This window comes from Asanoa ferruginea (assembly GCF_003387075.1).
In the GTDB taxonomy this organism is placed as follows: Bacteria; Actinomycetota; Actinomycetes; order Mycobacteriales; family Micromonosporaceae; genus Asanoa; species Asanoa ferruginea.
On sequence record NZ_QUMQ01000001.1, the window covers coordinates 745019 to 769915 of the forward strand.

General features: G+C 69.6%; 27 protein-coding genes and 1 pseudogene. 15 read left to right on the forward strand and 13 right to left on the reverse strand.

Going from position 1 to position 24897, the window contains the following annotated elements; genetic code table 11:
* Positions 1–8 precede the first annotated feature (8 nt).
* From DFJ67_RS03720 to DFJ67_RS03740, 5 genes are read right to left on the reverse strand one after another with little or no spacing between them, the layout of a single operon-like run.
* Complete coding sequence (locus tag DFJ67_RS03720; protein WP_203783021.1) at positions 9–1847, reverse strand: discoidin domain-containing protein; 1839 nt, start codon at positions 1845–1847, stop codon at positions 9–11.
* A gap of 53 nt (positions 1848–1900) precedes the next feature.
* On the reverse strand, positions 1901–2866 hold the full coding sequence (locus tag DFJ67_RS03725) for a sugar ABC transporter substrate-binding protein (protein ID WP_116066574.1): 966 nt from the start codon (positions 2864–2866) through the stop codon (positions 1901–1903).
* A 21-nt stretch (positions 2867–2887) separates the two neighbouring features.
* The gene (locus DFJ67_RS03730) at positions 2888–3856 is read right to left on the reverse strand and encodes an ABC transporter permease (RefSeq protein WP_116066575.1); all 969 of its coding nucleotides are present in this window, start codon (positions 3854–3856) and stop codon (positions 2888–2890) included.
* Positions 3853–5352 (reverse strand): sugar ABC transporter ATP-binding protein, encoded by a 1500-nt coding sequence (locus DFJ67_RS03735; RefSeq protein ID WP_116066576.1) that lies wholly within the window; start codon positions 5350–5352, stop codon positions 3853–3855. Before DFJ67_RS03735 ends, DFJ67_RS03730 begins: the two co-directional genes overlap by 4 nt.
* On the reverse strand, positions 5349–6749 hold the full coding sequence (locus DFJ67_RS03740) for an aldehyde dehydrogenase family protein (protein ID WP_116066577.1): 1401 nt from the start codon (positions 6747–6749) through the stop codon (positions 5349–5351). Before DFJ67_RS03740 ends, DFJ67_RS03735 begins: the two co-directional genes overlap by 4 nt.
* Before the next feature lie 210 nt (positions 6750–6959).
* Between DFJ67_RS03740 and DFJ67_RS03745 the strand changes: the two genes are divergently transcribed.
* Genes DFJ67_RS03745 through DFJ67_RS03770 form a run of 6 tightly spaced genes read left to right on the forward strand, consistent with a single transcriptional unit; the run spans position 6960 to position 9466 of the window.
* Positions 6960–7343 (forward strand): YbaB/EbfC family nucleoid-associated protein, encoded by a 384-nt coding sequence (locus tag DFJ67_RS03745; RefSeq protein ID WP_239096941.1) that lies wholly within the window; start codon positions 6960–6962, stop codon positions 7341–7343.
* The gene (locus DFJ67_RS03750) at positions 7340–7660 is read left to right on the forward strand and encodes a PE domain-containing protein (protein ID WP_116066579.1); all 321 of its coding nucleotides are present in this window, start codon (positions 7340–7342) and stop codon (positions 7658–7660) included. The genes DFJ67_RS03745 and DFJ67_RS03750 overlap by 4 nt, the downstream gene beginning before the upstream one ends.
* 1 nt (position 7661) lies before the next feature.
* On the forward strand, positions 7662–8156 hold the full coding sequence (locus tag DFJ67_RS03755; protein WP_116066580.1) for a WXG100-like domain-containing protein: 495 nt from the start codon (positions 7662–7664) through the stop codon (positions 8154–8156).
* A gap of 33 nt (positions 8157–8189) precedes the next feature.
* On the forward strand, positions 8190–8660 hold the full coding sequence (locus DFJ67_RS03760) for an EndoU domain-containing protein (RefSeq protein WP_116066581.1): 471 nt from the start codon (positions 8190–8192) through the stop codon (positions 8658–8660).
* 14 nt (positions 8661–8674) lie between these two features.
* On the forward strand, positions 8675–9124 hold the full coding sequence (locus DFJ67_RS03765; protein ID WP_116066582.1) for a hypothetical protein: 450 nt from the start codon (positions 8675–8677) through the stop codon (positions 9122–9124).
* Positions 9125–9178: 54 nt separating this feature from the next.
* On the forward strand, positions 9179–9466 hold the full coding sequence (locus tag DFJ67_RS03770) for a DUF1905 domain-containing protein (protein WP_116066583.1): 288 nt from the start codon (positions 9179–9181) through the stop codon (positions 9464–9466).
* Here DFJ67_RS03770 and DFJ67_RS03775 read toward each other — a convergent pair.
* Entirely contained in the window at positions 9463–10272 is an 810-nt protein-coding gene (locus DFJ67_RS03775) for an MOSC domain-containing protein (protein ID WP_116066584.1), read from the reverse strand. The two genes, DFJ67_RS03770 and DFJ67_RS03775, sit on opposite strands and share 4 nt — an antisense overlap.
* Before the next feature lie 24 nt (positions 10273–10296).
* Complete coding sequence (locus tag DFJ67_RS03780) at positions 10297–11130, reverse strand: class I SAM-dependent methyltransferase (RefSeq protein ID WP_116066585.1); 834 nt, start codon at positions 11128–11130, stop codon at positions 10297–10299.
* A 107-nt stretch (positions 11131–11237) separates the two neighbouring features.
* On the opposite strand from DFJ67_RS03780, the gene DFJ67_RS03785 reads away from it, so the two are divergent.
* Genes DFJ67_RS03785 through hutH form a run of 6 tightly spaced genes read left to right on the forward strand, consistent with a single transcriptional unit; the run spans position 11238 to position 19004 of the window.
* A complete protein-coding gene (locus DFJ67_RS03785) occupies positions 11238–12080 on the forward strand; it encodes a MurR/RpiR family transcriptional regulator (protein ID WP_116066586.1) in 843 nt (280 codons plus the stop codon).
* Between the two features lie 10 nt (positions 12081–12090).
* Positions 12091–13725: a urocanate hydratase gene (hutU, locus tag DFJ67_RS03790; RefSeq protein WP_116066587.1), complete on the forward strand. Its 1635-nt coding sequence runs from the start codon at positions 12091–12093 to the stop codon at positions 13723–13725.
* 11 nt (positions 13726–13736) lie between these two features.
* The gene (locus DFJ67_RS03795) at positions 13737–14972 is read left to right on the forward strand and encodes an allantoate amidohydrolase (protein WP_409362881.1); all 1236 of its coding nucleotides are present in this window, start codon (positions 13737–13739) and stop codon (positions 14970–14972) included.
* Complete coding sequence (locus DFJ67_RS03800) at positions 14969–16306, forward strand: formimidoylglutamate deiminase (RefSeq protein WP_116066588.1); 1338 nt, start codon at positions 14969–14971, stop codon at positions 16304–16306. Before DFJ67_RS03795 ends, DFJ67_RS03800 begins: the two co-directional genes overlap by 4 nt.
* Before the next feature lie 38 nt (positions 16307–16344).
* The gene (gene hutI, locus DFJ67_RS03805) at positions 16345–17469 is read left to right on the forward strand and encodes an imidazolonepropionase (protein ID WP_409362883.1); all 1125 of its coding nucleotides are present in this window, start codon (positions 16345–16347) and stop codon (positions 17467–17469) included.
* A complete protein-coding gene (hutH, locus tag DFJ67_RS03810; RefSeq protein ID WP_116066590.1) occupies positions 17466–19004 on the forward strand; it encodes a histidine ammonia-lyase in 1539 nt (512 codons plus the stop codon). Before hutI ends, hutH begins: the two co-directional genes overlap by 4 nt.
* A gap of 238 nt (positions 19005–19242) precedes the next feature.
* Here hutH and DFJ67_RS03815 read toward each other — a convergent pair whose 3' ends face one another.
* The 3 genes from DFJ67_RS03815 to DFJ67_RS44650 all read right to left on the reverse strand — a co-directional run bounded on the left by DFJ67_RS03815 (position 19243) and on the right by DFJ67_RS44650 (position 20652).
* Positions 19243–19764: a DUF4190 domain-containing protein gene (locus DFJ67_RS03815; RefSeq protein ID WP_116066591.1), complete on the reverse strand. Its 522-nt coding sequence runs from the start codon at positions 19762–19764 to the stop codon at positions 19243–19245.
* A gap of 283 nt (positions 19765–20047) precedes the next feature.
* Positions 20048–20350 carry a hypothetical protein gene (locus DFJ67_RS03820; protein ID WP_116066592.1) on the reverse strand — a complete coding sequence of 101 codons (303 nt, stop codon included), beginning with the start codon at positions 20348–20350 and terminating at the stop codon, positions 20048–20050.
* Complete coding sequence (locus tag DFJ67_RS44650; protein ID WP_116066593.1) at positions 20344–20652, reverse strand: winged helix-turn-helix domain-containing protein; 309 nt, start codon at positions 20650–20652, stop codon at positions 20344–20346. Before DFJ67_RS44650 ends, DFJ67_RS03820 begins: the two co-directional genes overlap by 7 nt.
* 84 nt (positions 20653–20736) lie before the next feature.
* Here DFJ67_RS44650 and DFJ67_RS03830 point away from each other — a divergent pair, with 84 nt between their 5' ends.
* The 3 genes from DFJ67_RS03830 (at position 20737) to DFJ67_RS44655 (ending at position 22419) form a co-directional block, all read left to right on the forward strand.
* Positions 20737–21726: an alpha/beta fold hydrolase gene (locus DFJ67_RS03830; protein ID WP_170215735.1), complete on the forward strand. Its 990-nt coding sequence runs from the start codon at positions 20737–20739 to the stop codon at positions 21724–21726.
* 88 nt (positions 21727–21814) lie between these two features.
* Positions 21815–22222 (forward strand): hypothetical protein, encoded by a 408-nt coding sequence (locus DFJ67_RS03835; protein ID WP_116066595.1) that lies wholly within the window; start codon positions 21815–21817, stop codon positions 22220–22222.
* Positions 22223–22344: 122 nt separating this feature from the next.
* Entirely contained in the window at positions 22345–22419 is a 75-nt protein-coding gene (locus tag DFJ67_RS44655) for a DUF6186 family protein (RefSeq protein WP_425321072.1), read from the forward strand.
* Positions 22420–22437: 18 nt separating this feature from the next.
* Here the strand turns inward: DFJ67_RS44655 and DFJ67_RS03845 are convergent.
* From DFJ67_RS03845 to rph, 3 genes and pseudogenes are all read right to left on the reverse strand, one after another.
* Positions 22438–23373, reverse strand: a pseudogene (locus DFJ67_RS03845) (AraC family transcriptional regulator); the annotation flags it as partial.
* 182 nt (positions 23374–23555) lie between these two features.
* Positions 23556–24170 carry an RdgB/HAM1 family non-canonical purine NTP pyrophosphatase gene (rdgB, locus tag DFJ67_RS03850; protein ID WP_116066596.1) on the reverse strand — a complete coding sequence of 205 codons (615 nt, stop codon included), beginning with the start codon at positions 24168–24170 and terminating at the stop codon, positions 23556–23558.
* Positions 24167–24895 (reverse strand): ribonuclease PH, encoded by a 729-nt coding sequence (gene rph, locus DFJ67_RS03855; RefSeq protein ID WP_116066597.1) that lies wholly within the window; start codon positions 24893–24895, stop codon positions 24167–24169. The genes rdgB and rph overlap by 4 nt, the downstream gene beginning before the upstream one ends.
* Positions 24896–24897 lie beyond the last annotated feature (2 nt).

The following is a 24897-nucleotide window of genomic DNA, read 5'->3' on the forward strand; positions in this document are numbered from 1 at the left end:
CTACAAGATCAGCTGGCGTACGCCTCGAACTCGTACAACCGCGCGGCCCGGTCCGTGTCACTCGTCGGCGTGATCACGTTGACCCGGAGATATCGCGCCGAACGCGGTGTGAAGGTGTGCGTCGTCACGTTCGCCGTGTTGCCTCTGGGCGACGCCACGGTCGTCCACGACACGCCGTCGAGACTGACCTGCACGTCGAAATCACGCGTGTTCCAGACCGGCTTCTCGCCGCCGGCGCCGGAATGCTTCAGCACCACCCGGCCGACCTGGGTGGCCGACTGGAGGTCGACCCGGATCCACTTCGACGTGCCCAGCGAGCACCACTTGTCGGCGTTGCCGCCGTTGACCGTGCCGTTGACCGCCTTGGCCGGCGCTTCGGCAGCCGCGCACTGACTGTCGGCGGTGGCCGGCTTGTTGAGAGCCAGGTTGGCCGGGGCGGCCGACGGCACATAGAGCCGCACGTCGGTCAGACTCGCGCTGCCTTCATAAACGTTGGTGTAGACATCGCCAATCACAAAATAATCCGGGTACGCGGACCCGGACGGCCATTGGTTGGCCCAGGTCGTACTCCCGTTGTAATCGTTCTGCACCAGATTGCCGTTGAACTGGCCGTTGTATTCGCTCGCCTTGACGTTGTAGTGCCAGATCGGGTTGTTGTTGACCACGAACGGCCGGTGGAACCGCAGCGTCTTCTGCCCGACCCGGGCGAAGTTGCCGCTGACCTCCAGCACATAGCCGGTGGTGTCGCGCTCGATCGCGAACGTGTAGGAACTGTTGGGCATCAGTTCCGGCTGGAGTTCGGCGGCCGACGAGAGTTGCTGCTCGGCCACGCCACCGGAGCACGAGGTCATGAACCACTGCGAGTTGCCGGCCAGCCCGCCCCGACCCGGGTTCCAGTTGGGCATCCCGCTGATCCACATGTTGACGGTGTTGAAATTGCCGTCGCGGTAGTTGTAATAGGTGTTGGTGTTGGAGTCGCAGACCCGCCCGCCGGTGCCGGTGCCGACCCGATCGGGGTGCTGGGAGAACGAGTCCATCAGCACCTTGCGGTGATAGTGCCAGAAGTGGTTGTTGCGCGGCGCCGGGTTCGCGAAGTCCACGATGGACATGAAATGGAACCCGTTGTATCCGTAGTTGCCGGCCCGCACGTCCTGCCACTCGCAGTAGGGCACCGAGGCGTCGCCGGTCCAGCCGGGGCTGTCGGAACCCTCACCCCACGGGTGTTGGGTTTTGCAGCCGCTGGTGCCGTACCCGTTGATCCGCCCGCCGTAGTTGATGGTGCCGTTGCGTTTCCCGCCGAAGTCGATGGTCTTGAGCTTGTATTCGACCCGGTAGTAGTCGGGCAGCTTCTGGGTGGGCCGCAACAGCACCCCGCCGGTGTGGTCGGGCACGTTCATCTTGGCCACGAACTCGCTGCCGAGCGCTTCACGGGTCAGCGACGGCGGCGACTCGATGGCACCGTCGTTGTTCCAGTCGCGCGCCGACAGCGAGGCGGTCAGCCAACCGTTCTGGCCGACCGGAAACTCCTTGCGGTAGGTGCGGAACGAGTTGAACGCCGTTGTCCATGCTGGACCGTAGTCGTTGCGGTACCACTGGCCATTGTCGTCCATCATGGTGTCGAACGGCTGAGCATAGGTCTCGCGCACCCACGGCGCGTTGCCCGTGTCGATCGGGTTGGCGAAACTCTCGTTGTAGAGCAGGGTCCACCCGGGCCGGGTGGGGTCGTCGAGCGCCGCGGCCGCTGATGACGACCCCGGCAGGCCGACCAGCGTGCTGAGCCCGACGACCCCCACCGCGGCGAGGGCCAGCGATCGACGACGGATGGACGGTGTGCTGCGGTTGCGCATGGTCACTCCTTATCCATTCGGGTGGCGTCGCCGACCGCCACTGTTCAACCCCTTTAGAAATCGCCCGGCTTCATGAACTGCTTGGCGTTGTCCTTGGTCACCATCGGCGAGTCGACGACGGTGTCCTTCTCGGCCGTGGCACCACCGAGGATCTCGACGGCCCGGTCGAGCCCTTTGGCGCCGATGATGTCGGCGTCGTTGAGCCCGGTGACCAGATAGTTGGTGCCGTCGTTGATGGCCTTGAGGGCCTCGCTCTGCCCGTCGACGCCGGCGATCACGATCTGGGCGGTCTTCTTCGCGTCGGCGATCGCCCGCTGCGCGCCCAGGCACATCGCGTCGTTCTCGCAGAACACCGCGACCAGGTCGGGGTGGCTGGCGAGCAGGCTCTCCATCACGGTCAGCCCGCCGTCGGAGCTCCAGCCACCGAAGTCGGGCGCCTCGACCAGCGTGATGTTGGCCTTGCCCTGCAACGAAGCCTTGACGCCGTTGGTGCGGGCCAGCCCGATGCTGTTGTCGGCCGGGCCGCCCTTGATGATGGCCACCTTGCCGCCGCTGGTCAGCCGCTGAGCCAGGAACTCGCCGTTGTGCTTGCCGATCGCCTCGTTGTCGGGCCCGATCCAGCTCGTGTATTCGCCGGTCTGGAACTTGCGGTCGACCAGCACCACCGGCTTGCCGGCGGCCTTGATGGCGGCGAGCGCGGCCGGTGCCGACTCGAGCGGGCCGCCGGAGATGATGATCGCGTCGACGTTCTTGCTCAGCAGGTCTTCGACGTTGGCGGCCAGCTTGGCGGCGTCGCCGTTGGCGTCGGTGCTGACGATCTCGACGTTGCCCTTCTTCTTGGCCTGCGCGGCGATGGCCTTGTCCATCCCGCTGAAGTAGGGCCCGCTCAGCATGAAGTTGGCGACGCCAATCTTGTATGAGCTCTTGGCCGTGTCGCCGGAGCCTTCCGAATCCGATCCGCAAGCAGTGACGCCGGCCGCGAGCACGGTGGCGAGCAACAAACTGGTTATCCGTCTCATGGTGCGTGGCCTCCCTGGTGGTTAGGTGCGCCGGCGGCTGGCCCGATGAACGAGAATGACCGCGACGATGATGAGTCCTTTGAGGACCTGCTGCCAGAAGCTCTGCACGTTGTAAAGATTGAGCAGGTTGTTGATGAGCGCGAGCACGAGCACCCCGCCGAGGGTCGCCGCGGCGGAGCCCTTGCCACCGGCCAGGCTGGCACCGCCGATCACGCAGGCGGCGATCGCGTCGAGCTCGAACGCGACACCGACACTGGGCTGGGCGATGCCGACCCGGCTGGCCAGGATGACGCCGGCCAGGCCGGCACAGAAACCGCTGATGGTGTACGCGAGAAGCACGTGCTTGCGCACGCTGATCCCGGCCAGCCGCACAGTTTCGGCGTTGCCGCCGATCGCGACGATCGACCGCCCGGGCGGGGTGCGGGTCAGGAACACCCCGCCGACCAGGAACACGGCGAGCATGATGACCGTGGTCAGCGGGACCGGGCCGAGCATCGCCGAGCCGAGCCAGAAGAACGACTCATCGGAAGGCGCGATCGGCACGTCGGAGTAGACGAACGCGAGGCCGCGGATCGTCGTGAGCGCGGCCAGCGTGACCACGAACGGTGCCAACTCGAAGCGGGCGACCAGCGTGCCGTTGATGAGTCCGAATAGGATGCCGCTGGCGATGCCGACGAGCATCGCGATCGGCAGCGGCAGCCCGGATGACAGGCCGGCCGTCACGATGCCGGCGAACGCCACCACCGAGCCGACCGACAGGTCGATGCCGCCGGTCAGAATCACGACCAGCATTCCGTACGCCAGCAGTCCGGTTGTGACCATTTGCTTGAGCAGGTTGGTCAGGTTGGTCTGGGTGAGGAAGGAGTCGGTGGTGACCGCCGCGATCGCGAGCACGAGCACGACGAGCGCGATGGCGGCGTGTGCGAGGGTGATCGGCCGGCCGGCGACCACGATCGCGCGTTCCTGCGGCGGTGCCTTGGTGATCGTCATGCCGCCGCCCGCCCGATCGAATAGCCGAGAACCTGGTCTTCGGTGGCGCCTTCCGACCTCAGCTCGCCGGCGATGCGGCCCTCGCGCATCACCAGCACCCGGTCAGTGGCGCCGAGCACCTCGGTGAGGTCCGACGAGATCAGCAGCACGGCCACGCCCTCGCGGGCCAGGTCGTCGACCATCCCGTAGATCGCGACCCGGGTGGCCATGTCGACGCCGCGGGTGGGCTCATCGAGGATCAGCACGCGCGGCTTTTTCAGAAGCCATTTCGCGAGCACGGCCTTCTGCTGGTTGCCGCCGCTCAGCCGGACGACCGGCATCGTGGCGCAGTGCGCGGGCCGGATGTCGAGCCGCTCGATCATCCCGGCGACGGTGCGGCGCTCGGCTGCGCTGTCGACCAGGCCGGCCCGCGTCGTGGCATACAACGTGGTCAGGGCGACGTTCTCGCGCACCGTCAGCTCCGGGACGATGCCGGTGCGCTTGCGGTCCTCGGTGACCAGCGCGAGCCCGGCGGCGATGGCGTCCTGCGGTGTCTTGAAGGTGTGCGGCCGCCCGCCGACCGCGATCCGGCCCGCATCGGGGCGGGTGGCGCCGAAGAGACAGTGTGCGAGTTCGCTGCGTCCGGATCCGACCAGGCCGAAGAGGCCAACGATTTCGCCCTTTGCAACGGTCAGATCGATGGAATCGAACTCACCGTCTTTGGTCAGACCTTCGACTGTCAGGGCGGGTTCGCCCGTCGCCGCTCGCTTGTCCGGATAGATCTGCTCCAGCCGGCGGCCGGCCATCAGGCGGATCAACTCGTCCTCGTCGGTGGCGCCGGGAGTGTTGGTCGCGATGACCGCGCCGTCCTTCATCACGACGATCCGGGTGGCGAGGTCGAGCACCTCGACGAGCCGGTGCGAGATGTAGACGACGAGCACGCCTTTGTCCCGGAGTCGGCGGATCAGCGCGAAGAGGGCATCGAGGTCGCTGCCGGCGAGGACGGCGCTCGGTTCGTCGAGCACCAGCACGCGGGGCTCGGAGACCAGCGCTTTCGCTATCTCGACCATCTGTTGCCGTGCGACCGAAAGGCGGCCGGCGATCTGGCGCGGGTTGATGCTGCCGAAGCCGATGTCGTCGAGGATTCTCTTCGCCTGCGCGTGTGCGGCTCGCCAGTCGATCAGGCCGTGTTTTCGAGGGAACCGGCCGAGCAGCAGGTTCTCGGTCACGGTCAGTTGCGGCACCAGGGTCAGCTCCTGGTAGACCGTGCGGATGCCCAGCCGGTGGGCGTCGTGTGGGTTGTCGAGCGTGGTTGGCCGACCGTCGATGCGCAACTCGCCGGCAGTCATCCGCTCGGCGCCCGCGAGGATCTTGATTAGCGTCGACTTGCCGGCGCCGTTGGCGCCGACGACACCGATCACCTCGCCCCGGTCACCGGCGAGGTCGACGCCGTGCAGGACCTCGACACCGGCGTACCCCTTGTGGATGTCCTTGAATTCGAGCAGGGGCACGGTCACTGGAAGGCATCCATGACGATGATGGTCTTCTGGGTGGTCAGGTCGGCGACGGTGTCGTGGATGCCCTCGCGGTAGCCGCCGGTGTCCTTGGTCCCGCCGAACGGGAGGTTCTCGGCGCGCAATGCCGTGGAGCCGTTGATGACCACGCCGCCGACGTCGAGGGCGCGGGCCATCGTGAAGGCGCGGGAGATGTCGCGGGTCCAGATCGCGGCTTGGAGGCCGTAGGGCGACTCGCTGGCCATCCGGGTGGCGTCTTCGGGCTTCCGGAACCGGGCCACCGGGGCGACCGGTCCGAAGATCTCTTCGGCGAAGGCGGGGCTTTCCGTCGGTACGTCAGTGAGCACGGCTGGGTCGAGGAAGGCGCCGTTCCTGTTCGGCTTGGTCCGTAGCGTCGCGCCGTCGTGCACCAGGCGTTGGACCGCCTGCTCGACCTGGCTCGCGGCCGTCTCGGCGATCAGTGGGCCGACGTCGGTGCGCTCGTCGAGTTGGTCGCCGACGGTGAGCTCGGCGGTCTGGGCGAGGAGGGCGTCGACGAACTCGTCGTGGACCTGCTCCTGCACGTACACCCGTTTGACCGCACAGCAGATCTGGCCGTTGCCGCGGGCGAGTCGGCCCAGCACGACCGCCTCGGCGGCCTTGTCGAGGTCGGCGTCGGCGCACACGATGAGAGCGTCGTTGCCGCCGAGTTCGAGCAGGGTCTTCTTGAGCGTGCCGCTGGCCAGACGGGCGATCTCCTTGCCCGCTCGGGTGCTGCCGGTGAGCGAGACGGCGGCGATGCCGTCAGCGGTCGCCAGCGCCTGGCTCGTCTCGACGCCGCCGTTCACCAGTTGGTGTGCGTGTTCCGGTGCGGCGGCTGCGACGATCTCGGCGATCCGGTGCAGGGCCAACGGGCAGCGGGCCGGCGGCTGCACGATCACGGCGTTGCCTGCCGCCAGCGCGGCGCCGGCCTTGTGCGCGTAGAGCTCGACCGGGTAGTTGAACGGCACCAGGGCGGCGACGACGCCGAGCGGTTCGCGGATGGTCACGGCGAGGTGCTTTTCCAGCCCGGGTACGGCGTCCAGCGGGATCTGCCGCCCGAAGATGCGGGTCGCCTCCCCCGCCAGCCCCTTGAAGATCCGGATGGCGGCCGCGACCTCGCCGCGGGTCTGGGTGATCGGCTTGCCGTTCTCCTGTGCGAGCAGGTGGGCGAGACTCTCCTGCTCTTGCGCTATCGCGGTGGCGATGTCGTCGAGGATTTTCGCTCGCTCGTGCGCGGCCGATGCGGACATCGCCTTTTGTCCAATTTGCGCTTTCGCAATGGTGGCTCGGAGTCCGCCGCTGCTGGTCACGGCGACGTCGCCAAGCACCTCCCCCGTTCCCGGATTCCGGACGGTGATCACCGCATCGGCCGCTAACATCCGATCACTCCAAACCGGCGGTGCCGCCCGCTTTGCCCAGCACCACGCACTCGACCTGCGCTTATATAGATATCCAGGGCTTTAAGAGTTTCGATGTCGTGACGGAATGGTCACAGACCCCGAGGTTTAACGTCAAGACTCATCCCATCACTGCCCCACCGCCCACTTTGTCCGTCACGGTGAATGCATCGACGTTCTACAGTGCGTGACATGACCGACCCCTCCGGTCTGCTACGGCTGCTGGCCGAGACCACCAGCGCGCTCGACTCTGTCCGAAGTGGTGAGTCGCCGGTCGGCACCGGTTTCGCGGCCGACGGCCTGATCGCGGTGCACGCGGCTCTGCCGGGCCGGGTGACCGGCATCCGGCTCGACCCGGCCGCCCTCGACCTGCCGCCGGCGGAGCTGGCCGCGGAGCTGACCGCCGCGGTGAACGCGGCCCTGGCCGACCTACCCGTTCACCAGCCCGATCTTGCTGGGCTCGGTGCCGAGCTGCGCGACATCCAATCGCGAGCGTCGTCGCAACTCTCCTTGTTCACCTCGGCGCTGCTCGACGCACAGGCGGCGCTGGCCCGGCGGGCGGGCGATCCCCGATGAGCAGCCCGGGTTTCCACGTCGACCCGCAGGCGCTGGGTGTGTCGGGTGCGTCGCTGGAGAGGGTGGGGACCGAGTTCGCAACCGCGTTGCGCGCCTTTCAGTCGGAGCTGGCCGGCTTCGGCGCGCCCTGGGGCAGTGACGAGATCGGCTCGCTGATCGGTGCGGCCCATGAGGAGGTCGCTTCGTGGGCCTTCGAATGCTTCTCGGCGGCAGCGTCGGAGGTCGCAGCGGCCGGCGTCGACCTGGGCGGCATGGCGGCCGGCTACCGGGAGGTCGAGGAACAGATCCGCGGCGCGTTCGAGGCCTTCGGAGGGTGATGTGTCACTCGAACTGCCCGGGGAATTGCGGTCTTTGTTGGGGGTGCTCGGCTACACGTGGCCGGAGGCCGACGAAGACAAGCTCTTCGAGATGGGCGAGGCGTGGCTCCGTTTCGCGACCACGCTGGACTCACTGACCTCATCGGCGCAGGCGGAGGCCGCGCCGGTCTGGTCGGGTAACACGGGCGCGGACATCGCCGCCTTCCAGCGGTGGTGGACCAATGAGGACAGTCCCCTGGCGAGCATGCGCGACGGCATGCCCGCGGCGGTGCTGACGGGCACGGGCCTGATCATCTGCGGCACGATCGTGTTGGCGTTGAAGGTCGCTGTCATCGTCCAACTGACGATCCTGGCCGTCGAGATAGCCCAGGCGATCGCCACGGCAACTGTCACGGTCGGCGCGTCGCTGGCGGAAATCCCGATCTTCCAACAGGTGAGCCGCATTGCCGTAGGCGCTCTCTTCGATCAGGTCATCTCCACGCTTCTCGAGGCCTGATCGATGGCTAGGAAGAGTGGTGGCGGCAAGCTCATGCGGGCCGCGTTGCAATATCTGAAGAAGGCCAACCAACGAGGTGAACGCCATGGCCGCATGCGGCCATGGGCCCGCGATCACGTATTCAAGGGCCACATCAAGCCGGGCGCTCCTACCGGGTCAGGCTTCCACTACCGTCCAGGCGGGCAGGATTGGCCAGGCCGTCGGATCAAGACGTCGACTGTCACGCGTGACCCCGACACCGGGTTGTATCAGGCGGAGGTGGAGTATTTCGACCGGAGCGTGCCGCCGGACGGGGCGTGGCGGCCGAAGTCAGGTCACGGCGGCGTCAGCACATTCTTCCCGGATCACTGGAGTCCGAGCGAGGTGGACAACGCAGTCAACACTGCGTTCCATCGTTCGAGCCCGGTACCGGGCACGGACCGGTGGCGCGGCGACTACCGTGGCATAACAATTGAGGGCTTTTACCACCAAGGCGGCGTTGGGCACGGTTGGCCGGTGTTCTGACAATGGAGACCCCAATGAGCTTCATAAGCTTCTCGCTCGACCGCTACAACCTCCCGTTGTTCGACGTGACTGACGCGCGCTACACCGCCCTCGGCGCATGGATCATCGGTGACATCTCGGTTTATATGAGGGTCTGTCTAGACGCTCTAGCAGCTGTCGACGACGCGGCGAGCGGACGGCCGGTAGAGCCGTGGGGCAGCGACCACTACGAGGTCACGATCGACGCCAACGGGCTCCGGTTCACCAATCTTCACGCCGGCGAACGGGGCGACTATCCGCTGGCCGAAGCACGCCCGGCGATCGAGGAGTACTGGTCGTTCCTTGTCGCCCGTCCTGAGAAGCCGGGGCTCGTCCGTTCATACTGGCCCGAGCTGCCCACCTGGCAAGCCGAGCTGCGGCAATGGGAGCAGACCTGGAACCGCCGGCACCCTTACCGCGGCCGGCTCTTTCCGGCCACGGCCTGAGCATCGCCAACCCAGCCCAGAGCGCATTTTCCGCGGAAACCCTATGGTGGGCCGATGGATTTGCTGTTCGACGGCGAGATCTTCTTCTGGAAGGGGCCGGCGCCGTGGCACTTTGTTTGGGTGCCCGAGACTGAGTGTCTTGAGTTGGCTGCCAACGCTGATCTGCTCAGCTATGGGTGGGGGATGATTCCGGTCGCCGCTCGGATCGGTAGCACGGGCTGGACGACCTCGCTCTGGCCCAAGGATGGGCGCTACATCGTGCCCGTCAAGACGGCCGTGCGGAAGGCCGAACGGATCGACGTCGGCGACCTCGTGACGGTGCGGCTGACGTTGGACGTTTAGCGGTCAAGCACCTCAACCTCGTCGCCGACGGTGATGAGCGCCGGGTGCTCCGGGACCAGGTTGAGGCCGAACATCAGGCCCTGGTCGATGTTGCGGTGTTGACCGAGCGCCCGCAGCGGCTGCTTGCCCTTCTCCGCCGTCTCCTGGTCGATTGTCGTGACCACGCAGCGGTCGCACAGGCTGATCGCGCGGAAGATCGCGTCGCCGATGCGCAGGCGGCCGCCGACCCAGTCGTCTTCCGCCCACGGGCGCGCGCCCTCGACCACCACGTTGGGGCGGAATCGGGTGATCGGCACCCGTTCGTCGCCGGACTCGAGGAGCCAGTCGTTGAGGGCGTCGAGCGACGCGACGTTGGCGAGCAGCAGCGGGTAGGCGTCGGCGAAACTAACCTTGTCGACCGACGAACTGCCGCCGGCGGTGTGCGCGGTCGGGTCGTGCAGGAACACCAGCCGGACCGGGCGGTCGAGGAAATCGCTGAGCCACTCGTCTGCGCTCGGTCCCGCCGATCGCGCCGGCACTGTCGCGCGGCGGCTTTTGAAGATTTTGACCCCTAGCTCGTACGCCGGGGGCTCCTGGATTGTGATCTCCTCTCGGCCGGGGGCCGCCAGTCGGAGCGCGCCGGGCTGGACCGCGGCGTCGAGGAAGACGAGCGCCGTGGTCTCGCGCTGGGTCACCCCCACGCCGTCGGGGTCGACGATCATCCAGCGTCGGTCGCCGGCCAGGCCCCACGGCTCGACGCGGGCGCCGTCGTGCGTGACGCGGTGACAACCCTTCACCGGGTAGGTAAAAATGCTGCCCAGTCGCATCGCTTCAGGGTCTCATCGACGGAGCTACCAGGCGAGGCCTATTCCGTCGCCAGGGAACCAGTGCCCGGCCGGCGTCTCCCGGTAGGCGAGGAACCGGCGACCGGTGCGTTCGGCGTGCTCCGCGAGCACGTTGGTCATCGTGACGTTGTCGCTCAGCAACAGCCCGCCGGGTGACAGCTTGGCCTCGGCGGCTTGGAACTCGCGGCGCTCGTGGCCGGCGCTGTGGTTGCTGTCGTGCAGGAAGATGTCGACCTTGCGGTCTAGCGCGCCGATCGAGGCGATCGAGTCGCCGATGACCAGGTCGACGACGTCGCGCCACGGTGAAGCGCGCGCCAGGTAGCCGGCTTCCGGGTTGATATCCAGCGAACTCACCCGGCCGGGTGCGCCCTCGGCGGTGTTTCGGAGCAGAGCAGCCGCGAGTACGCAGGTGCCGAGGCCCTTGTCGACGCCTGTCTCGACGACGTGGGCGGGGCGTTTGGCGCGCACTATCGCGTACCAACCGATGCGTCTGGCATATCTGACCTGCTTGTCGGCAAGGCCGCTGCGGGCGGACGCGGCCGTGGTCGCGGTGATGTGGCCCCGCAACGCCGCGTCGCCGTCGATCTCGGCGAAATAGCCGCGGACGGTGGCGACCGGCACCGCGCAGGTGATGCTGACGAACCAGGCCAGGTGCTCGCGGGACAGCCTGGTCAGCTCGTAGGTGTAGTTGTGGTGTTCGCGGGAGGTGAAGAGCCACCGCACCGAAGTGGCGATGACCTGGGCATCGTGGCGGGCCACCCGGTGCAACCGCTTGGGGAAGGCCGCCACGGGGGCCAGTGGCGTGCGGGCGATGGCTCGTCGAAGTCTCGTCCGGTTCACCCCGGCAGTTGTAGCAGAGTGTGATTCCGAGGTCACGCAAATTCTTGTCACCACAGAATCGCGGCGCGTACTTGTCTGCTGAATGGCTCTATGCATACTCTGCCCGAGTGAATGAAGGCGTTCGGGTGGTCGACCTGTTCCGCGGGGTGCGGCTGACGCCGACCCAGCGGCGGATCGCGCACTGCCTGGTGCAAAACGCCACCTCGGCGGCCTACCTGTCGGCTTCCGAGGTCGCCGAGCTTGCCCAGGTCAGCCAGCCGAGCGTGACCCGGCTGGCGATGGCGTTGGGCTACGACGGCTATCCGGCCCTGCGGCGCAAGCTGCGTGAGCTGGTCAGCCCCACGATCGACGTCGCCTGGCCCAAGCCCGACGGCGACAACGAGCTCCAGTTGGCGCTGCGCGCCGAGGCCGACAACCTGCACGATCTGGCCAGCCGGCTGCATGACCAGGAGCGGCTGGCCCGGGCCGGCGCCCTGCTCGCGGCGAGCCGGCCGTTGCCGGTGCTTGGGCTGCGCTCGGCGGCGCCGTTGGCCGGTTATTTCGGCTACTTCGCGGCGAAAGTCCATCCCGATGTCCGGTTGCTCGACACCGGGGGCAGCATGCTCGCCGACCGGGTCGACCAGGCCCGCGCCGCCGGCGCCACCGCCCTGCTCGCGATCGTGCTTCCGCGCTATCCGCGAGAGGCGATCGAGGCGCTGCGGGCCGCCCGTGCCGACGGCCTGTCGGTCGTGCTGATCACCGACTCCGCGGTCGGCCCGGCCGCCGACCACGCCGACCTGGTGCTGACCGCGGCGGTCGGCGCCCAACTCGTCTTCGACCTGCACGCGGCCCCGATGGCCCTGGCCATGGTGCTGCTGCAGGCCCTCTGCGACGCCGCGCCCGCCGAGGCACAGGGCCGGCTCGAAGAGTTCGAACGTTCCGCGTCCCGTCGTCAGTTGTTCGTGAGCTAGGAGCCATCCCATGCGTGCACCTCGCGGTAGCACCATCACCGCCCTCGGCTGGCCACAAGAGGCGGCCAAGCGGATGCTGATCAACAACCTCGACCCGGAGGTGGCCGAGCGGCCCGAAGACCTGGTGGTCTACGGCGGCACCGGCAAGGCGGCACGCGACTGGCCGTCGTTCCACGCCCTGGTCCGCACGCTCGACACCCTGCGCGACGACGAGACCATGCTGGTGCAGTCGGGCCGGCCCGTGGGCGTGTTCCGCACCCACGAGTGGGCGCCGCGGGTGCTGCTGGCCAACTCCAACCTGGTCGGCGACTGGGCCACCTGGCCCGAGTTCCGCCGCCTGGAGAAGCTCGGCCTGACGATGTATGGGCAGATGACGGCCGGTTCGTGGATCTACATCGGCACCCAGGGCATCCTTCAGGGCACCTACGAGACGTTCGCCGCGGTCGCCGCGAAGCGGTTCGGTGGCACCTTGGCCGGCACGCTCACCCTGACCGCCGGGTGCGGTGGCATGGGCGGCGCCCAGCCGCTGGCCGTCACCATGAACGACGGCGTCTGCCTGATCGTCGACGTCGACCGGTCCCGGCTAGACCGGCGGGTGGCCAACCGCTACCTCGACGTGGTGGCCGGGTCGCTCGACGAGGCGGTCAATCTGGCTATCGCGGCGAAGGGCGAGCGGCGGCCGCTGTCGGTCGGCGTGGTCGGCAACGCGGCGACGGTCTTCCCGGAGCTGCTCCGCCGGGGCGTCGAGATCGACATCGTGACCGACCAGACCAGCGCCCACGACCCGTTGTCCTACGTGCCCGAGGGCGTCGACCCGGCCGACGCACCTGACTACGCGGCTCAGAAGCCCGAAGAGTTCACCGACCGGGCACGCGCCTCGATGGCGCAGCATGTGGCGGCGATGGTCGGGTTCCTCGACGCGGGCGCCGAGGTGTTCGACTACGGCAACTCGATCCGTGGCGAGGCCCAGCTCGGCGGCTACGACCGGGCGTTCGCCTTCCCGGGCTTCGTGCCCGCCTACATTCGCCCGTTGTTCGCCGAGGGCAAGGGCCCGTTCCGCTGGGCCGCGCTGTCCGGCGATCCGGCCGACATCGCGGCCACCGACCGCGCGGTGCTCGACCTGTTCCCCGAAAACGAGTCGCTGGCCCGGTGGATCCGGCTGGCCGGCGAGCGGGTGGCGTTCCAGGGCCTGCCGGCGCGGATCTGCTGGCTCGGCTACGGCGAGCGCGACAAGGCCGGTGTGCGGTTCAACGACATGGTGGCGTCCGGCGAGCTGTCCGCGCCGCTGGTGATCGGCCGCGACCACCTCGACGCCGGCTCGGTCGCCTCGCCCTACCGCGAGACCGAGGCGATGGCCGACGGTTCCGACGCGATCGCCGACTGGCCGCTGCTCAACGCGCTGGTCAACACCGCCAGCGGCGCCTCCTGGGTGTCGATCCACCACGGCGGCGGGGTCGGCATCGGCCGCTCGATCCACGCGGGCCAGGTCTGCGTCGCCGACGGCACCGCGCTGGCCGGGCAGAAGATCGAGCGCGTGCTGACCAACGACCCGGGGATGGGCGTGATCCGCCACGTCGACGCGGGCTACGACCGGGCGACCGAAGTGGCCACCGAGCGCGGCGTCCGCATCCCGATGGCGGAGTGAAGGAGCCTGTGTTGTCCCGCGATTCCGCCCTGGTCCACACCTTCCGGGAGGTGTGGGCCGAGCTGTCCGGCATCGGCCGCGCCCCCGACGGCGGCTACCTGCGCTTCGCGTGGTCGCCGGCGGAAATCGCACTGCGCGACTGGTTCAAGGCGGCCGCGGCGGCTCGCGGGATGCCGGTGACCCACGACGGCAACGGCAACCTCTTCGCGACCTGGTCCGGGAATGGGCGATCGGGTGGCGTGCTCACCGGCAGTCATTTCGATTCCGTGCCGCACGGCGGGGCTTTTGACGGGCCGCTCGGCATCGTGTCCGCGTTTCTCGCGGTCGATCTCTTGCGTGAGCGCGGCTTCCGCCCGGCGCGGCCGATCACGGTGGCCGCGTTCGCGGAAGAGGAAGGCTCGCGGTTCGGCGTCGCCTGCCTGGGGTCGCGGCTGCTCACCGGCGCGATCGACCCGTCGCGCGCGGCCTCGCTGACCGACCGCGACGGGCTCAGCCTGGGCGACGTGTTCGGCGCCGCGCCGGCGGGCGCCCGGCCCGACCTGGTGGCCGGCTTCGACGCCTACATCGAGTTGCACGTCGAGCAGGGCCGCGCGCTCACCACCCCGGTCGGCGTGGCCAGCGCGATCTGGCCGCACGGCAGGTGGCGCTTCGACGTCGAGGGTGAGGGCAACCACGCCGGCACGACGCTGATGAGCGACCGGCGCGACCCGATGCTGACCTACGCGTTCACCGTGCTCGCCGCCAACAAGGAGGCCCGGCTGCGCGACGCGCACGCGACCGTCGGCCGGGTCGAGGTCACGCCCAACGCGACCAACGCGATCCCGGCCGCGGTGCGCGGTTGGCTCGACGCCCGGGCGGCCGACGGCGCGACGCTGGATGAGCTGGTCGAGGCGGTCGCCAAGAAGGCGACCGAGCGGGCCGGCCGCGACGGCACGGCCATCCGGTTCACCGCCGAGTCGACGACGCCCGAGGTGCGCTTCGACGAGGGCCTCGCCGGGCGCCTCGCCGCGCTACTGGGCGACGTCCCGATCCTGCCGACCGGCGCCGGCCACGACGCCGGGGTGCTCTCCGCCCACCTGCCCACGGCGATGCTCTTCGTCCGCAACCCCACCGGCGTCAGCCACGCCCCGACCGAAGCCGCCACCGACGACGACTGCGCCGCCGGCATCGAGGCGCTGGCCCGGGTGCTGGAGGAACTGTCCGCCCGGCCACTCGTTGATCATGGCGAGGGGGTGGGTGCACCGTGAGCGATGGACTGTGGTTCGCCGACTGGGCCTGGCTGGGCTCTGACCAGGCACCGACCGAGCGGGTGCTGATCGAGGTGATCGACTCCCGCTTCTCGGCGATCACCGTCGGGGTGGCGACGCCACCGCCCGACGCGGTCCGGCTGCCCGGCCTGACCCTGCCCGGGCTCGCCAACGCCCACTCGCACGCGTTCCACCGCGCGCTGCGCGGCCGCACCACCGACGACCGGGGCAGCTTCTGGACGTGGCGGGAGCGGATGTATGAACTGGCCGGCCGGATCGACCCCGACCGCTACCTGGCGCTGGCCCGGGCCACCTACGCCGAGATGGCGCTGGCCGGCATCACCACCGTCGGCGAGTTCCACTACCTGCACCACGACGTCGACGGCGAGCCCTACGTCGATCCCAACGTGATGGGCACGGTGCTGATCGAGGCCGCCGCCCAGGCCGGCATCCGGATCACCCTGCTCGACGCGCTCTACCTGACCTCGACCGTCGACGGCGACCCGCTCGACGGGGTGCAGCGCCGCTTCGGCGACCAGGATCTCGACGCCTACCTCGACCGGCTCGAGCGGCTCGACGCGGCCAGCACCGACAACGCCGACACCGTGCGGATCGGCGCCGCCCTGCACTCGGTCCGCGCCGTCCCCGCCGAGTTGCTGCCCGAGTTCGCCGAGCGCACCGCCGGCCGCCCGCTGCACTTCCACCTCTCCGAGCAGCGCGCCGAAAACGAGGCCTGCCTCGCCGCGCATGGGCGCACGCCGACCGAGTTGCTCTCCGACAGCGGCGTCCTCGGCGCCCGCTCGACCGCGATCCACGCCACCCACCTCACCGACCTCGACCGCACCTTGCTCGGCGACACCGGCACGGGTGTCTGCTTCTGCCCCACGACCGAACGCGACCTCGCCGACGGCATCGGTCCGGCGCGGGCCCTGGCCGACGCCGGCAGCCCGCTCTCCCTGGGCAGCGACAGCCAGACCGTGATCGACCTCTTCGAGGAGGCTCGCGCGCTCGAGGCCGGCGAGCGGCTGCGCACCGAGCGGCGCGGCCACTTCACCCCCGCCGAGCTGATCCGGGCGGCGTCGGTGGCCGGCCACACGGCGCTGGGCTGGACCGACGTGGGTCGCATCGCGGCCGGCGAACGGGCCGACCTGGTCACGATCAACACTGACAGCCCACGCACGGCCGGCGCCCCACCGGTCGGCGCCGCCCTCGCCGCCAGTGCCGCCGACGTCACGAACGTGGTGGTCGATGGGCGGGTCAGTGTCCGAGACGGGCACCATGTGCGGATAGACGTGCCGGCGGCGCTTGCGGAGGCGGTGCACAGCCTGTGGTGACTTTCCTGATCGACAACATCGGCGAACTGGTGACCAACATGCCGGGCACCGGCGACGGCGGCCTGCTCGGCGTCCGGCGCAAAGCCGCGGTGCTGGTGGAAGAGGGCGACATCGCCTGGGTCGGCCCGAGCCGCTACGCCCCGGCCGCCGACCGCCGCATCGACGCACAGGGCGGCGCCGTGCTGCCCGGGTTCGTCGACAGCCACGCCCACCTGGTCTTCGCCGGCGACCGGGCAACCGAGTTCGCCGCCCGGATGGCCGGCGAGGCCTACACCGGCGGGGGCATCCGCACCACCGTGGCCGCGACTCGCGCCGCGAGCGACGACGACCTACGCGACAACGTCAGCCGCCTGCGCGACGAGGCCTTGCGACAGGGCACCACGACCATCGAGATCAAGAGTGGCTACGGGCTGACCGTGGCCGACGAGGCCCGCTCGCTCCGGATCGCCAGGGAGTTCAGCGCGGAGACCACCTTCCTCGGCGCCCACACGGTCCCGTCCGAATACGCCGACCGCGCCGACGACTACGTCGGGCTGGTCTGCGGTCCGATGCTGCGCGCGGCCCGGCCCTACGCCAAGTGGATCGACGTGTTCTGCGAGAAGGGCGCCTTCGACGCCGACCACGCCCGGGCGATCCTGACCGTCGGCAAAGACGCCGGCCTGGGCGTGCGGGTGCATGCCAACCAGCTCGGCCCCGGGGAAGGCGTCCAGCTCGCGGTCGAGCTCGGTGCGGCCAGCGCCGACCACTGCACCCACCTGTCCCGCGACGACATCGACGCGCTGGCCGGCTCCCAGACGGTGGCGACCCTGCTGCCGGGCGCGGAGTTCTCCACCCGGTCGGCCTACCCCGAAGCCCGCAAGCTGCTCGACGCCGGCGCGACGGTCGCGCTGGCGAGCGACTGCAACCCCGGCTCGTCCTACACCTCCTCGATGCCGTTCTGCATCGCTCTCGCCGTGCGCGAGATGGGCATGACCCCGGCCGAGGCGGTCTGGGCGGCCACCGCGGGCGGTGCCCGGGCGCTGCGTCGCGACGATCTGGGCGTGATCCGCCCGGGTGCGCGAGCCGACATCGTGGTGCTCGACGCGCCCTCTCACGTGCACCTGGCCTACCGGCCGGGTGTCCCACTGGTCACCAAGGTTCTGCACAACGGAGTCCCGCAATGACAACTGTCACCGTCCTGCCCACCGGCGTCTCGCCCGCCGACGTCCACGCCGTAGCCCGCGGGGCCGCCCTGGTCGAGCTGCACCCGACCGCGATCGAGGCGATGGCGGCTTCCCGCGCCCACGTCGACCGCATCGAAGAGTCCGGGCGCCCGGTCTACGGCGTGTCGACCGGCTTCGGCTCCCTGGCCAGCACGTTCGTGGCCAGCGAGCGGCGCGCCGAGCTCCAGCACGCGCTGATCCGCTCACACGCCGCCGGCATCGGCGCCCCGATGGCCCGCGAGGTCGTCCGGGCGATGATGCTGTTGCGCATCCGCTCGCTGGCGATGGGCCGCTCGGGCGTCCGCCCGCTGGTCGCCCAGTCGCTGGTCGACCTGCTCAACGCCGACGTCACCCCGTGGGTGCCCGAGCACGGCTCGCTCGGCGCCTCCGGCGACCTGGCCCCGCTGGCGCACTGCGCGCTGGTCCTGCTCGGCGAGGGCTGGGTGCTCGACAAGTCCGGCACCCGCATCGACGGCAGCGAGGCACTGCGCCGCGCCGGCCTCCAGCCGATCGAGCTGGCCGCCAAGGAGGGCCTCGCCCTGGTCAACGGCACCGACGGCATGCTCGGCATGCTGCTGCTGTCACTCGGCGACGCCGCGCACCTGTTCGCCATGGCCGACCTGACCGCGGCCCTGTCGATCGAGGCGATGCTCGGCTCCGACCGCCCGTTCATGCCCGAGCTGCACGCCATCCGCCCCCACCCGGGCCAGGCCACGTCGGCGGCCAACATCCACCGCCTGCTACAGGGCTCCGCGATCATGGATTCGCATCGCGACGACCTCAACCACGCGGTCCAGGACGCATACTCGATGCGCTGCGCTCCCCAGGTTGCCGGCGCCGCCCGCGACACCTGGGAGTTCGCCACCCAGATCGCCGGCCGCGAACTCCGCTCGGTCGTCGACAACCCGGTCGTCCTCCCCGACGGCCGCGTCGAGTCAACCGGCAACTTCCACGGCGCCCCGCTCGGCTTCGCCGCCGACTACCTGGCGATCGCGGCGGCCGAGGTCGGCGCCATCGCCGAACGCCGCGTCGACCGCCTCCTCGACGTCTGCCGCTCGCGCGAACTGCCGCCCTTCCTGTCACCCGACGCGGGCGTCAACTCGGGCCTGATGATCGCGCAATACACGGCAGCCGGCATCGTGGCCGAAAACCGGCGGCTGGCCTCACCGGCGTCGGTCGACTCACTGCCGACGAGCGGCATGCAGGAAGACCACGTGTCGATGGGCTGGGCCGCGACGAAGAAGCTGCGCACGGTGCTCGACAACCTGACGAGCCTGCTGGCCGTCGAGCTGTTGGCGGGGGTCCGCGGCATCCAGCTCCGCGCGCCGTTGAGCCCGTCTCCGGCGGGCGCCGCCGCGGTGGCCGCGGTGGCCCGCTTCGCCGGCACGCCCGGGCCTGATGTGTTCCTGGCCCCAACGATCGAGAAGTGCCGCGACCTGATCGCCGGCACCGAACTCCGCAACGCGGTGGAAGCGGAGGTGGGCCTGCTCAGCTGACCACTAGGGACCATCCAACGACGAGGCGGCTCCCAACAACAAGGCCCGATGGCCAGCCCGCCGGCGACGCCGATCTCGCCGCGCAGGAGGGATAGCTGCCGCTGCGGCCAGGTCGCGCCGCGCTCGCGCCCGCACGAACGGAGCGACGGCCGGTGCACATCGAGGTGGCCGCTGCTTGACTCGGCAGGCCGCGATGCTCACGATCATGGCGCAGGCCGCCGGCGAACCGGTGGGATAGCTACGGCGTCGGAGTCGGAGTTGGCGACACGATCGAGGCGATCATGCCGATGCCAAAGAAGATCGTGAACAGGACGGCCGGCAGAATTCCGATGTAGCCGAGCACGAGCCCGGCGATCGCCAAGCCATTGCCACCGCGCTCGCCGGTCTTGGTCTCGCGCTGTGCCACGTGGCCTGTGATGATCGCGATCGCGCAAGGAATGCCGAACACGCACCAGCCGCCGAGGATGCCGATGATGCCGGCGATCAGGGACACGACTGCGGTGCCCGACGTCGGCGCGACAGGTACCGCGACGAAATGCACCGGCTGCTGCGGCGGGTAGGGCTGTTGATACGGCACTGGGGACGCCGGATACGGCGCTGCGGAAAATGGCTGAGGCGCCGGCTGGTACGGGTCATAAGCCTGTGGCGGTGCCGCCTGATAGGGGTCGTAAGCCTGCGGCGGCGCTGCCCGATAGGGGTCATACGGCTGCGGCGGTGGCTGGTATGGGTCGTAGGGCTGCTGGGGAGGCTGCGGATGCATCCGGCCATCGTGTCCACCCTGGACGTCCAATAGGAACCACCTATCGGGCGATCCCTCCAATCGGTGAGGCAGGCATCGCTACCGGTGACGGCTGGACCTCTCGACTCATGACCGGATGCGGCCGGGCCGCCAGAGGTGGCCAACGCGGGGCGGCTAACGCCACCCGGCTAAACGATTCACGCGGCCCGGCTTAGGCAACAGGCGCGTCCAGCAAAGGCATCGCTGCCCTGAGCACATTGCGCAGAGGACGGAAGCGACCCGCCCCGAGACCACGTGCGAAGCGCTAGGCGAGCGGTGGCGGCGGAGTTTCACCTTCGACCTCGGCCGCCGGCCGAGGCGCATAAGGCTGAGCGAACACCAACACCTCAACAGGCCGCGACCCTTCAGGCCGAGCGGCGACATCCATCAACCGATCGTCATACCGACCGAGCACAGCCCGAATATCCGCCACCATCTCCTGCACCTCCTCGACACTGGCATGCACAACCGTCTGCGACCCACCCAGCGCCTCCTGCCACTCGGCAGGCTCAGAATGCCGCGCCGCCTGGGCGACCTGAAGCCGCTCCAACCAGTGCCGGATCAACACATCCGACAGCGCCCGGGCTGCGGCCGTCGACTGTTCGTCGTCCTGGACGTCGGAGAACGCCAGCGCACGTCCAGCGCCCGCCAGGGGCGGCGCCGGCCGGGGCCCGCCCCGACCTCCTCCACAAAACCGAACCGGGCCAGCGCCCGCAGGTGGAAAGCGCAGTTTGTCGGGCTCTCACCGATCAACGAACTCGCCTCCGTAGCCGTCAATGTCGAATGCAGACGGAGGGCCTCGATCAGCGCGATCCGGGTCGGGTGCGCCAGCGCGCGCATCGCGGCCGCCCCTTGGAGTCGTGCTGGCATCGCGGCGAAATCCTCTCTTGTTTCGAGACCTATGTTTCGAGAATATCGTCTCGAAAGAAATCTCTCGAACGCAGGAGGCGACCCATGGCGACCCCGCACCAGAGCGATCCCGTGATCACCGCGCTGCACGCGCTGGCACCCGGAGCCGGCCTGGTGTCACACGAGATGGTCCGTGCCAACGGGCGGCGCCTGCGCTGGGTCGAGACGACCAAGGACACCGGCGGGCCGACCGTGGTGTTCACCGCGGGTGCGGGCGACACCGTGCTCGACTGGGCGGCCGTGCTGCCGGCGCTGGCCGACGAGTTCCACGTGGTCGCCTACGACCGGGCCGGCCTCGGTGCCAGTGACCCACAGCGCCGGTTGACCATCCCCAACCAGGTTGACGACCTGGTCGCCCTGCTCGACCAGCAGCGCGGGCCCGTGTTGCTGGCCGGCCACAGTTGGGGCGGGCTGCTCGCCGAGTTCGCCACCGCCGCCCGGCCCGACGCCGTCCAGGGCCTGGTGCTGATCGACGCGACCCACGAGGAGGTCATGGCCGCGGTGCCGGTCAACCTGCGGATCGCGTCTGACCTGATGCTCAACTGGATGGTCGTGCTCAAGTCTCTCGGCCTGTTCCAGAAGCAGCTCACCCAGCACGCCCGGGCCTTCGCCGTGCGCTGCACCGACGACCCCGAGATCCAGGGGCTGCTGACCGGCGCCTACCTCCATTCCTACGCGAGCCGCGGTCAGGTCGCCGCCATCCGCGCCGAGAACCGGCTCGCGAGCCGGGTCGCCGAGGCACGCCGCACCCGGGCCGCGATGACCCTGCCCGATCTGCCGGTGACGGTCCTGACCGCGACCAGCGGCAAGCCGCCCAAGCTGCAGGCCTTGTCCGCCGAACTCGCCGACCAGACCGCGGCCGGCTACCCACGGGGTACGCACATCGTCGTCGACGACTCGGGGCACTACATCCACCAAGATCAGCCGGCCGCGACGGTGGCCGCCATCAAGGCCACCGCTGGGCAATTGCCGAGCGTGCAAGGCGGCGGCGATCAAGGCGATGACCAACCAGAAACACCTCAGCCGTCACGGTGAGCAACCGCAGTGAGTCGATGGGATCCTGAGCCGCAACTCACGCGCGAATGAGCATCGCGAGGGCGGTGATCGACGGCAGACTGTCCGCATGGTGGAGTCGCAACAGCGTGAGGAGACCGCCAGCCGCCCTCTCCTCCTCAACCGGTACACCGCCGTGACCATCTTCATCGCGGGCTACGCGTTGCTTGCCGCGGTCGCCCGCCCGCTGACCCTGCCGGCGACAGCCACCGTGCTGGTGCCGGGGCTGGCGCTGGTGGTGTGGGGCGCACGGCGTACCCCCAAAAAGACCGTCAAGACCAACCGCGCGACGGTGATCGTCTGGTTCACCCTGCTGGGCGCCTTCTGCGTCTGGGAGGTGGTGGCGTTCGCGTGGGGCAACGACCAGGCGCACCCGACGCTGAGCCTGGCGTTTGACCCGGTGCTGGAAAACTATGCCGCGCGCGTCGTCGGCTATGTGATCTGGCTGAGCACCGGAGCCTGGGTGGCGAGCCGATGAGCCCCCGCTGGGTTTTGATCGTCGGTTTCGCCGTGATCTTCGGCGCGATGGCCGTGGTCGACTTCAGCAGCCGCCGCCGAGGTCGCGGCCCGCAGCCGCTGGCGACCGCGCTGACCGCCGCGATGCGCACGGGCCTCGGCCGCGTTCTGGTGCTCGGCTGGTGGTGCTGGATCGGCTACCACTTCCTGGCCCGCTGACCCAGCTTGGCCCGCTGAGCGGCGCGAACCACCCCGATGCTCCTGCGGGCTCACCCCGTGCACCCGCTTGAACGCGGTGCTGAGCGCGAACGCACTCCCGTAGCCCACCTGCCGCGCCACCGCCGCCACCGTCGCGTCGGGCTCGCGCAGCAGATCGGCGGCGAGCGCCAGCCGCCAACCCGTCAGGTAGGACATCGGCGGCTCACCGACAAGCTCGGCGAACCGGCGGGCCAGCGCCGCGCGCGACAGCCCGGTGCGCGCGGCCAGCGACGCCACCGTCCATGGATGCGCGGGATTGTTGTGCAGCATGCGCAGCGCGCGGCCGACGACGGGATCGGTCTGTGCCTGGTACCACGCGGGCGCCTTCGCCTCCGGCCGCGAGAACCAGGCGCGCAGCACCCCGATCAGCAGCAGGTCGAGCAGCCGGTCGAGCACCGCCGACTGCCCCTGCTCATCGCGCACGATCTCCTCACCGAGCAGCCCGATCAGCGGACTGTCCCAAGCGTCGGCGCGCAACACCACCAGCGGCGGCAACACGCGCAGCAGCCGATCGCTGATCTCGCCACTCACCTGGTAGGCACCGGTCAACATCACCGACTCGCCGTCTTCGCTGGTGCCCCAGGTGCGCACGCCGAGGCTCATCTCGTCGTGCAGATCGACCCCGTCGACCGTGGTGCAGCGCTGCCCCGGATGGATCACGATCTGCGGCTCCGTCGCCGGATCGTCAGAGACCGTGTAGTGGTCGGGCCCGCGCACCACCGCGACATCACCGGGCGTCAACCGCACCGGCGCAGCACCGTCGAAGGCCACCCACGCGTCGCCGCGCACCACCGACACGATCGACAGCGGCGCCTCGTCGCGGATCCGCAACGCCCACGGCGGATCGAGCACACAGCGCAGCAGGAACGCCTCTCGCGCCCGCGGCCCATCCAACAGCCCGGCCAGAGCATCCATCGACCCAGACTAGCGGGGGCGACCGACAGGAAACCCTAGTCTTGCTCGGGTCCGCCGGGGGCGCGACCGTCGCTCCCGCCAGGGACCGCTCCGCTTCGCTCCGCTGCCGCCTCCGCGCCAATCGCCCTTACCCCAAGAGCCCCAGGAGCATAAAAAGCCCCAAAAGCAACAAGAGCTGACAGCTAGCGGACCGGCTCTTTGGCGATGACCTTGGCTAGGGCGCGGAGGGCCTTGCCGCGGTGGCTGATCGCGTCTTTCTCCTCCGGGGTCAGCTCCGCGTTCGTCCGGTCCTGGCCCTCCCCGACGAACAGCGGGTCGTAGCCGAACCCGCCCGTCCCCCGCGGCGAACGCAGCAGCCGGCCCTGTTGGCGGCCCTCGACCAGGTGCTCGCGACCCCCGGGGGTGACCAGCGCCGCCGCGCAGACGAAGGCCGCGCCGCGGTGCTCGTCGGCGAAGTCGCTGATCTGGGCCAGCACCAACTCGTTGTTGGCGGTGTCGTCGCCGTGCTTGCCGGCCCAACGGGCGCTCAGCACCCCCGGCATCCCGTTGAGGGCGTCGACGGTGATCCCGGAGTCGTCGGCGATCGCCGGCAGCCCGGTGCGCTTCGCGCCTTCCCGGGCCTTGATCAGCGCGTTCTCGCCGAACGTCAGCCCGGTTTCCGGCACCTCGGGGTAGGCCTCGACGTCGCCCAGGCTGACCAGTTCGATCGCGCCGCCGCCGAGGGCGGCGTCGAGGATGCGCTGGAGCTCGACGAGTTTCTTGGCGTTGTTGGTGGCCAGCAGCATCCGGCGGCTCATGACGCCAGCGCCTTCCGCTGTGCGTCGGCCAGCGTCATGCAGCCGCCCACGGCCAGATCCAGCAGCGCGTCGAGCTCGGCCCGGTTGAAGACCGCGGCCTCGCCGGTGCCCTGCACCTCGACGAAGTCGCCGTCGCCGGTGCAGACCACGTTCATGTCGACGTCGGCGGCGCCGTCTTCGAGATACATCAGGTCGAGGCGGGGCTCGCCGTCGATGACGCCGACGCTGACCGCCGAGACCGAGCGGGGCACCGCTTCCTCGATCTTGCCCGCCAGGATCTTCTTCCCGGCCATCCAGGTCACCGCGTCGTGCAGCGCGACGTACGCGCCGGTGATGGCCGCCGTCCTCGTGCCGCCGTCGGCCTGGAGCACATCGCAGTCGAGCACGACGGAGTTCTCACCGAGGCTCTTCAGGTCGACACAGGCCCGCAGGCTGCGGCCGATCAACCGGGAGATCTCCTGGGTGCGCCCGCCCACCCGGCCCTTGACACTCTCCCGGTCGGAGCGCGTCGTGGTGGCCCGCGGCAGCATCGCGTATTCCGCGGTCACCCAGCCGAGGCCGCTGCCCTTGCGCCAGCGCGGCACCCCCTCGGTGACGCTCGCCGTGCACAACACCCGGGTGTCGCCGAACTCGACGAGCACCGAACCCTCGGGGTGCACGCTCCACTGTCGAGTGATCGTCACCGGTCGCAGCTGGTCGGGTCGCCGCCCGTCTGGTCGAGCCATGG

Excerpts from the sequence above, each read along its gene's own strand:
- DFJ67_RS44650 (WP_116066593.1), bottom strand. The coding sequence starts at position 20,652 with ATGCCAGCACGACTCCAAGGGGCGGCCGCGATGCGCGCGCTGGCGCAC.
- DFJ67_RS03720 (WP_203783021.1), bottom strand. The coding sequence starts at position 1,847 with ATGCGCAACCGCAGCACACCGTCCATCCGTCGTCGATCGCTGGCCCTC.
- hutU (WP_116066587.1), top strand. The coding sequence starts at position 12,091 with ATGCGTGCACCTCGCGGTAGCACCATCACCGCCCTCGGCTGGCCACAA.
- DFJ67_RS03775 (WP_116066584.1), bottom strand. The coding sequence starts at position 10,272 with ATGCGACTGGGCAGCATTTTTACCTACCCGGTGAAGGGTTGTCACCGC.
- DFJ67_RS03745 (WP_239096941.1), top strand. The coding sequence starts at position 6,960 with ATGACCGACCCCTCCGGTCTGCTACGGCTGCTGGCCGAGACCACCAGC.
- DFJ67_RS03740 (WP_116066577.1), bottom strand. The coding sequence starts at position 6,749 with ATGTTAGCGGCCGATGCGGTGATCACCGTCCGGAATCCGGGAACGGGG.
- DFJ67_RS03835 (WP_116066595.1), top strand. The coding sequence starts at position 21,815 with ATGGTGGAGTCGCAACAGCGTGAGGAGACCGCCAGCCGCCCTCTCCTC.
- rph (WP_116066597.1), bottom strand. The coding sequence starts at position 24,895 with ATGGCTCGACCAGACGGGCGGCGACCCGACCAGCTGCGACCGGTGACG.
- DFJ67_RS03830 (WP_170215735.1), top strand. The coding sequence starts at position 20,737 with ATGGCGACCCCGCACCAGAGCGATCCCGTGATCACCGCGCTGCACGCG.
- DFJ67_RS03750 (WP_116066579.1), top strand. The coding sequence starts at position 7,340 with ATGAGCAGCCCGGGTTTCCACGTCGACCCGCAGGCGCTGGGTGTGTCG.
- hutI (WP_409362883.1), top strand. The coding sequence starts at position 16,345 with ATGCCGGGCACCGGCGACGGCGGCCTGCTCGGCGTCCGGCGCAAAGCC.
- DFJ67_RS03765 (WP_116066582.1), top strand. The coding sequence starts at position 8,675 with ATGAGCTTCATAAGCTTCTCGCTCGACCGCTACAACCTCCCGTTGTTC.
- DFJ67_RS03770 (WP_116066583.1), top strand. The coding sequence starts at position 9,179 with ATGGATTTGCTGTTCGACGGCGAGATCTTCTTCTGGAAGGGGCCGGCG.
- DFJ67_RS03730 (WP_116066575.1), bottom strand. The coding sequence starts at position 3,856 with ATGACGATCACCAAGGCACCGCCGCAGGAACGCGCGATCGTGGTCGCC.
- rdgB (WP_116066596.1), bottom strand. The coding sequence starts at position 24,170 with ATGAGCCGCCGGATGCTGCTGGCCACCAACAACGCCAAGAAACTCGTC.
- DFJ67_RS03760 (WP_116066581.1), top strand. The coding sequence starts at position 8,190 with ATGCGGGCCGCGTTGCAATATCTGAAGAAGGCCAACCAACGAGGTGAA.
- DFJ67_RS03815 (WP_116066591.1), bottom strand. The coding sequence starts at position 19,764 with ATGCATCCGCAGCCTCCCCAGCAGCCCTACGACCCATACCAGCCACCG.
- DFJ67_RS03725 (WP_116066574.1), bottom strand. The coding sequence starts at position 2,866 with ATGAGACGGATAACCAGTTTGTTGCTCGCCACCGTGCTCGCGGCCGGC.
- hutH (WP_116066590.1), top strand. The coding sequence starts at position 17,466 with ATGACAACTGTCACCGTCCTGCCCACCGGCGTCTCGCCCGCCGACGTC.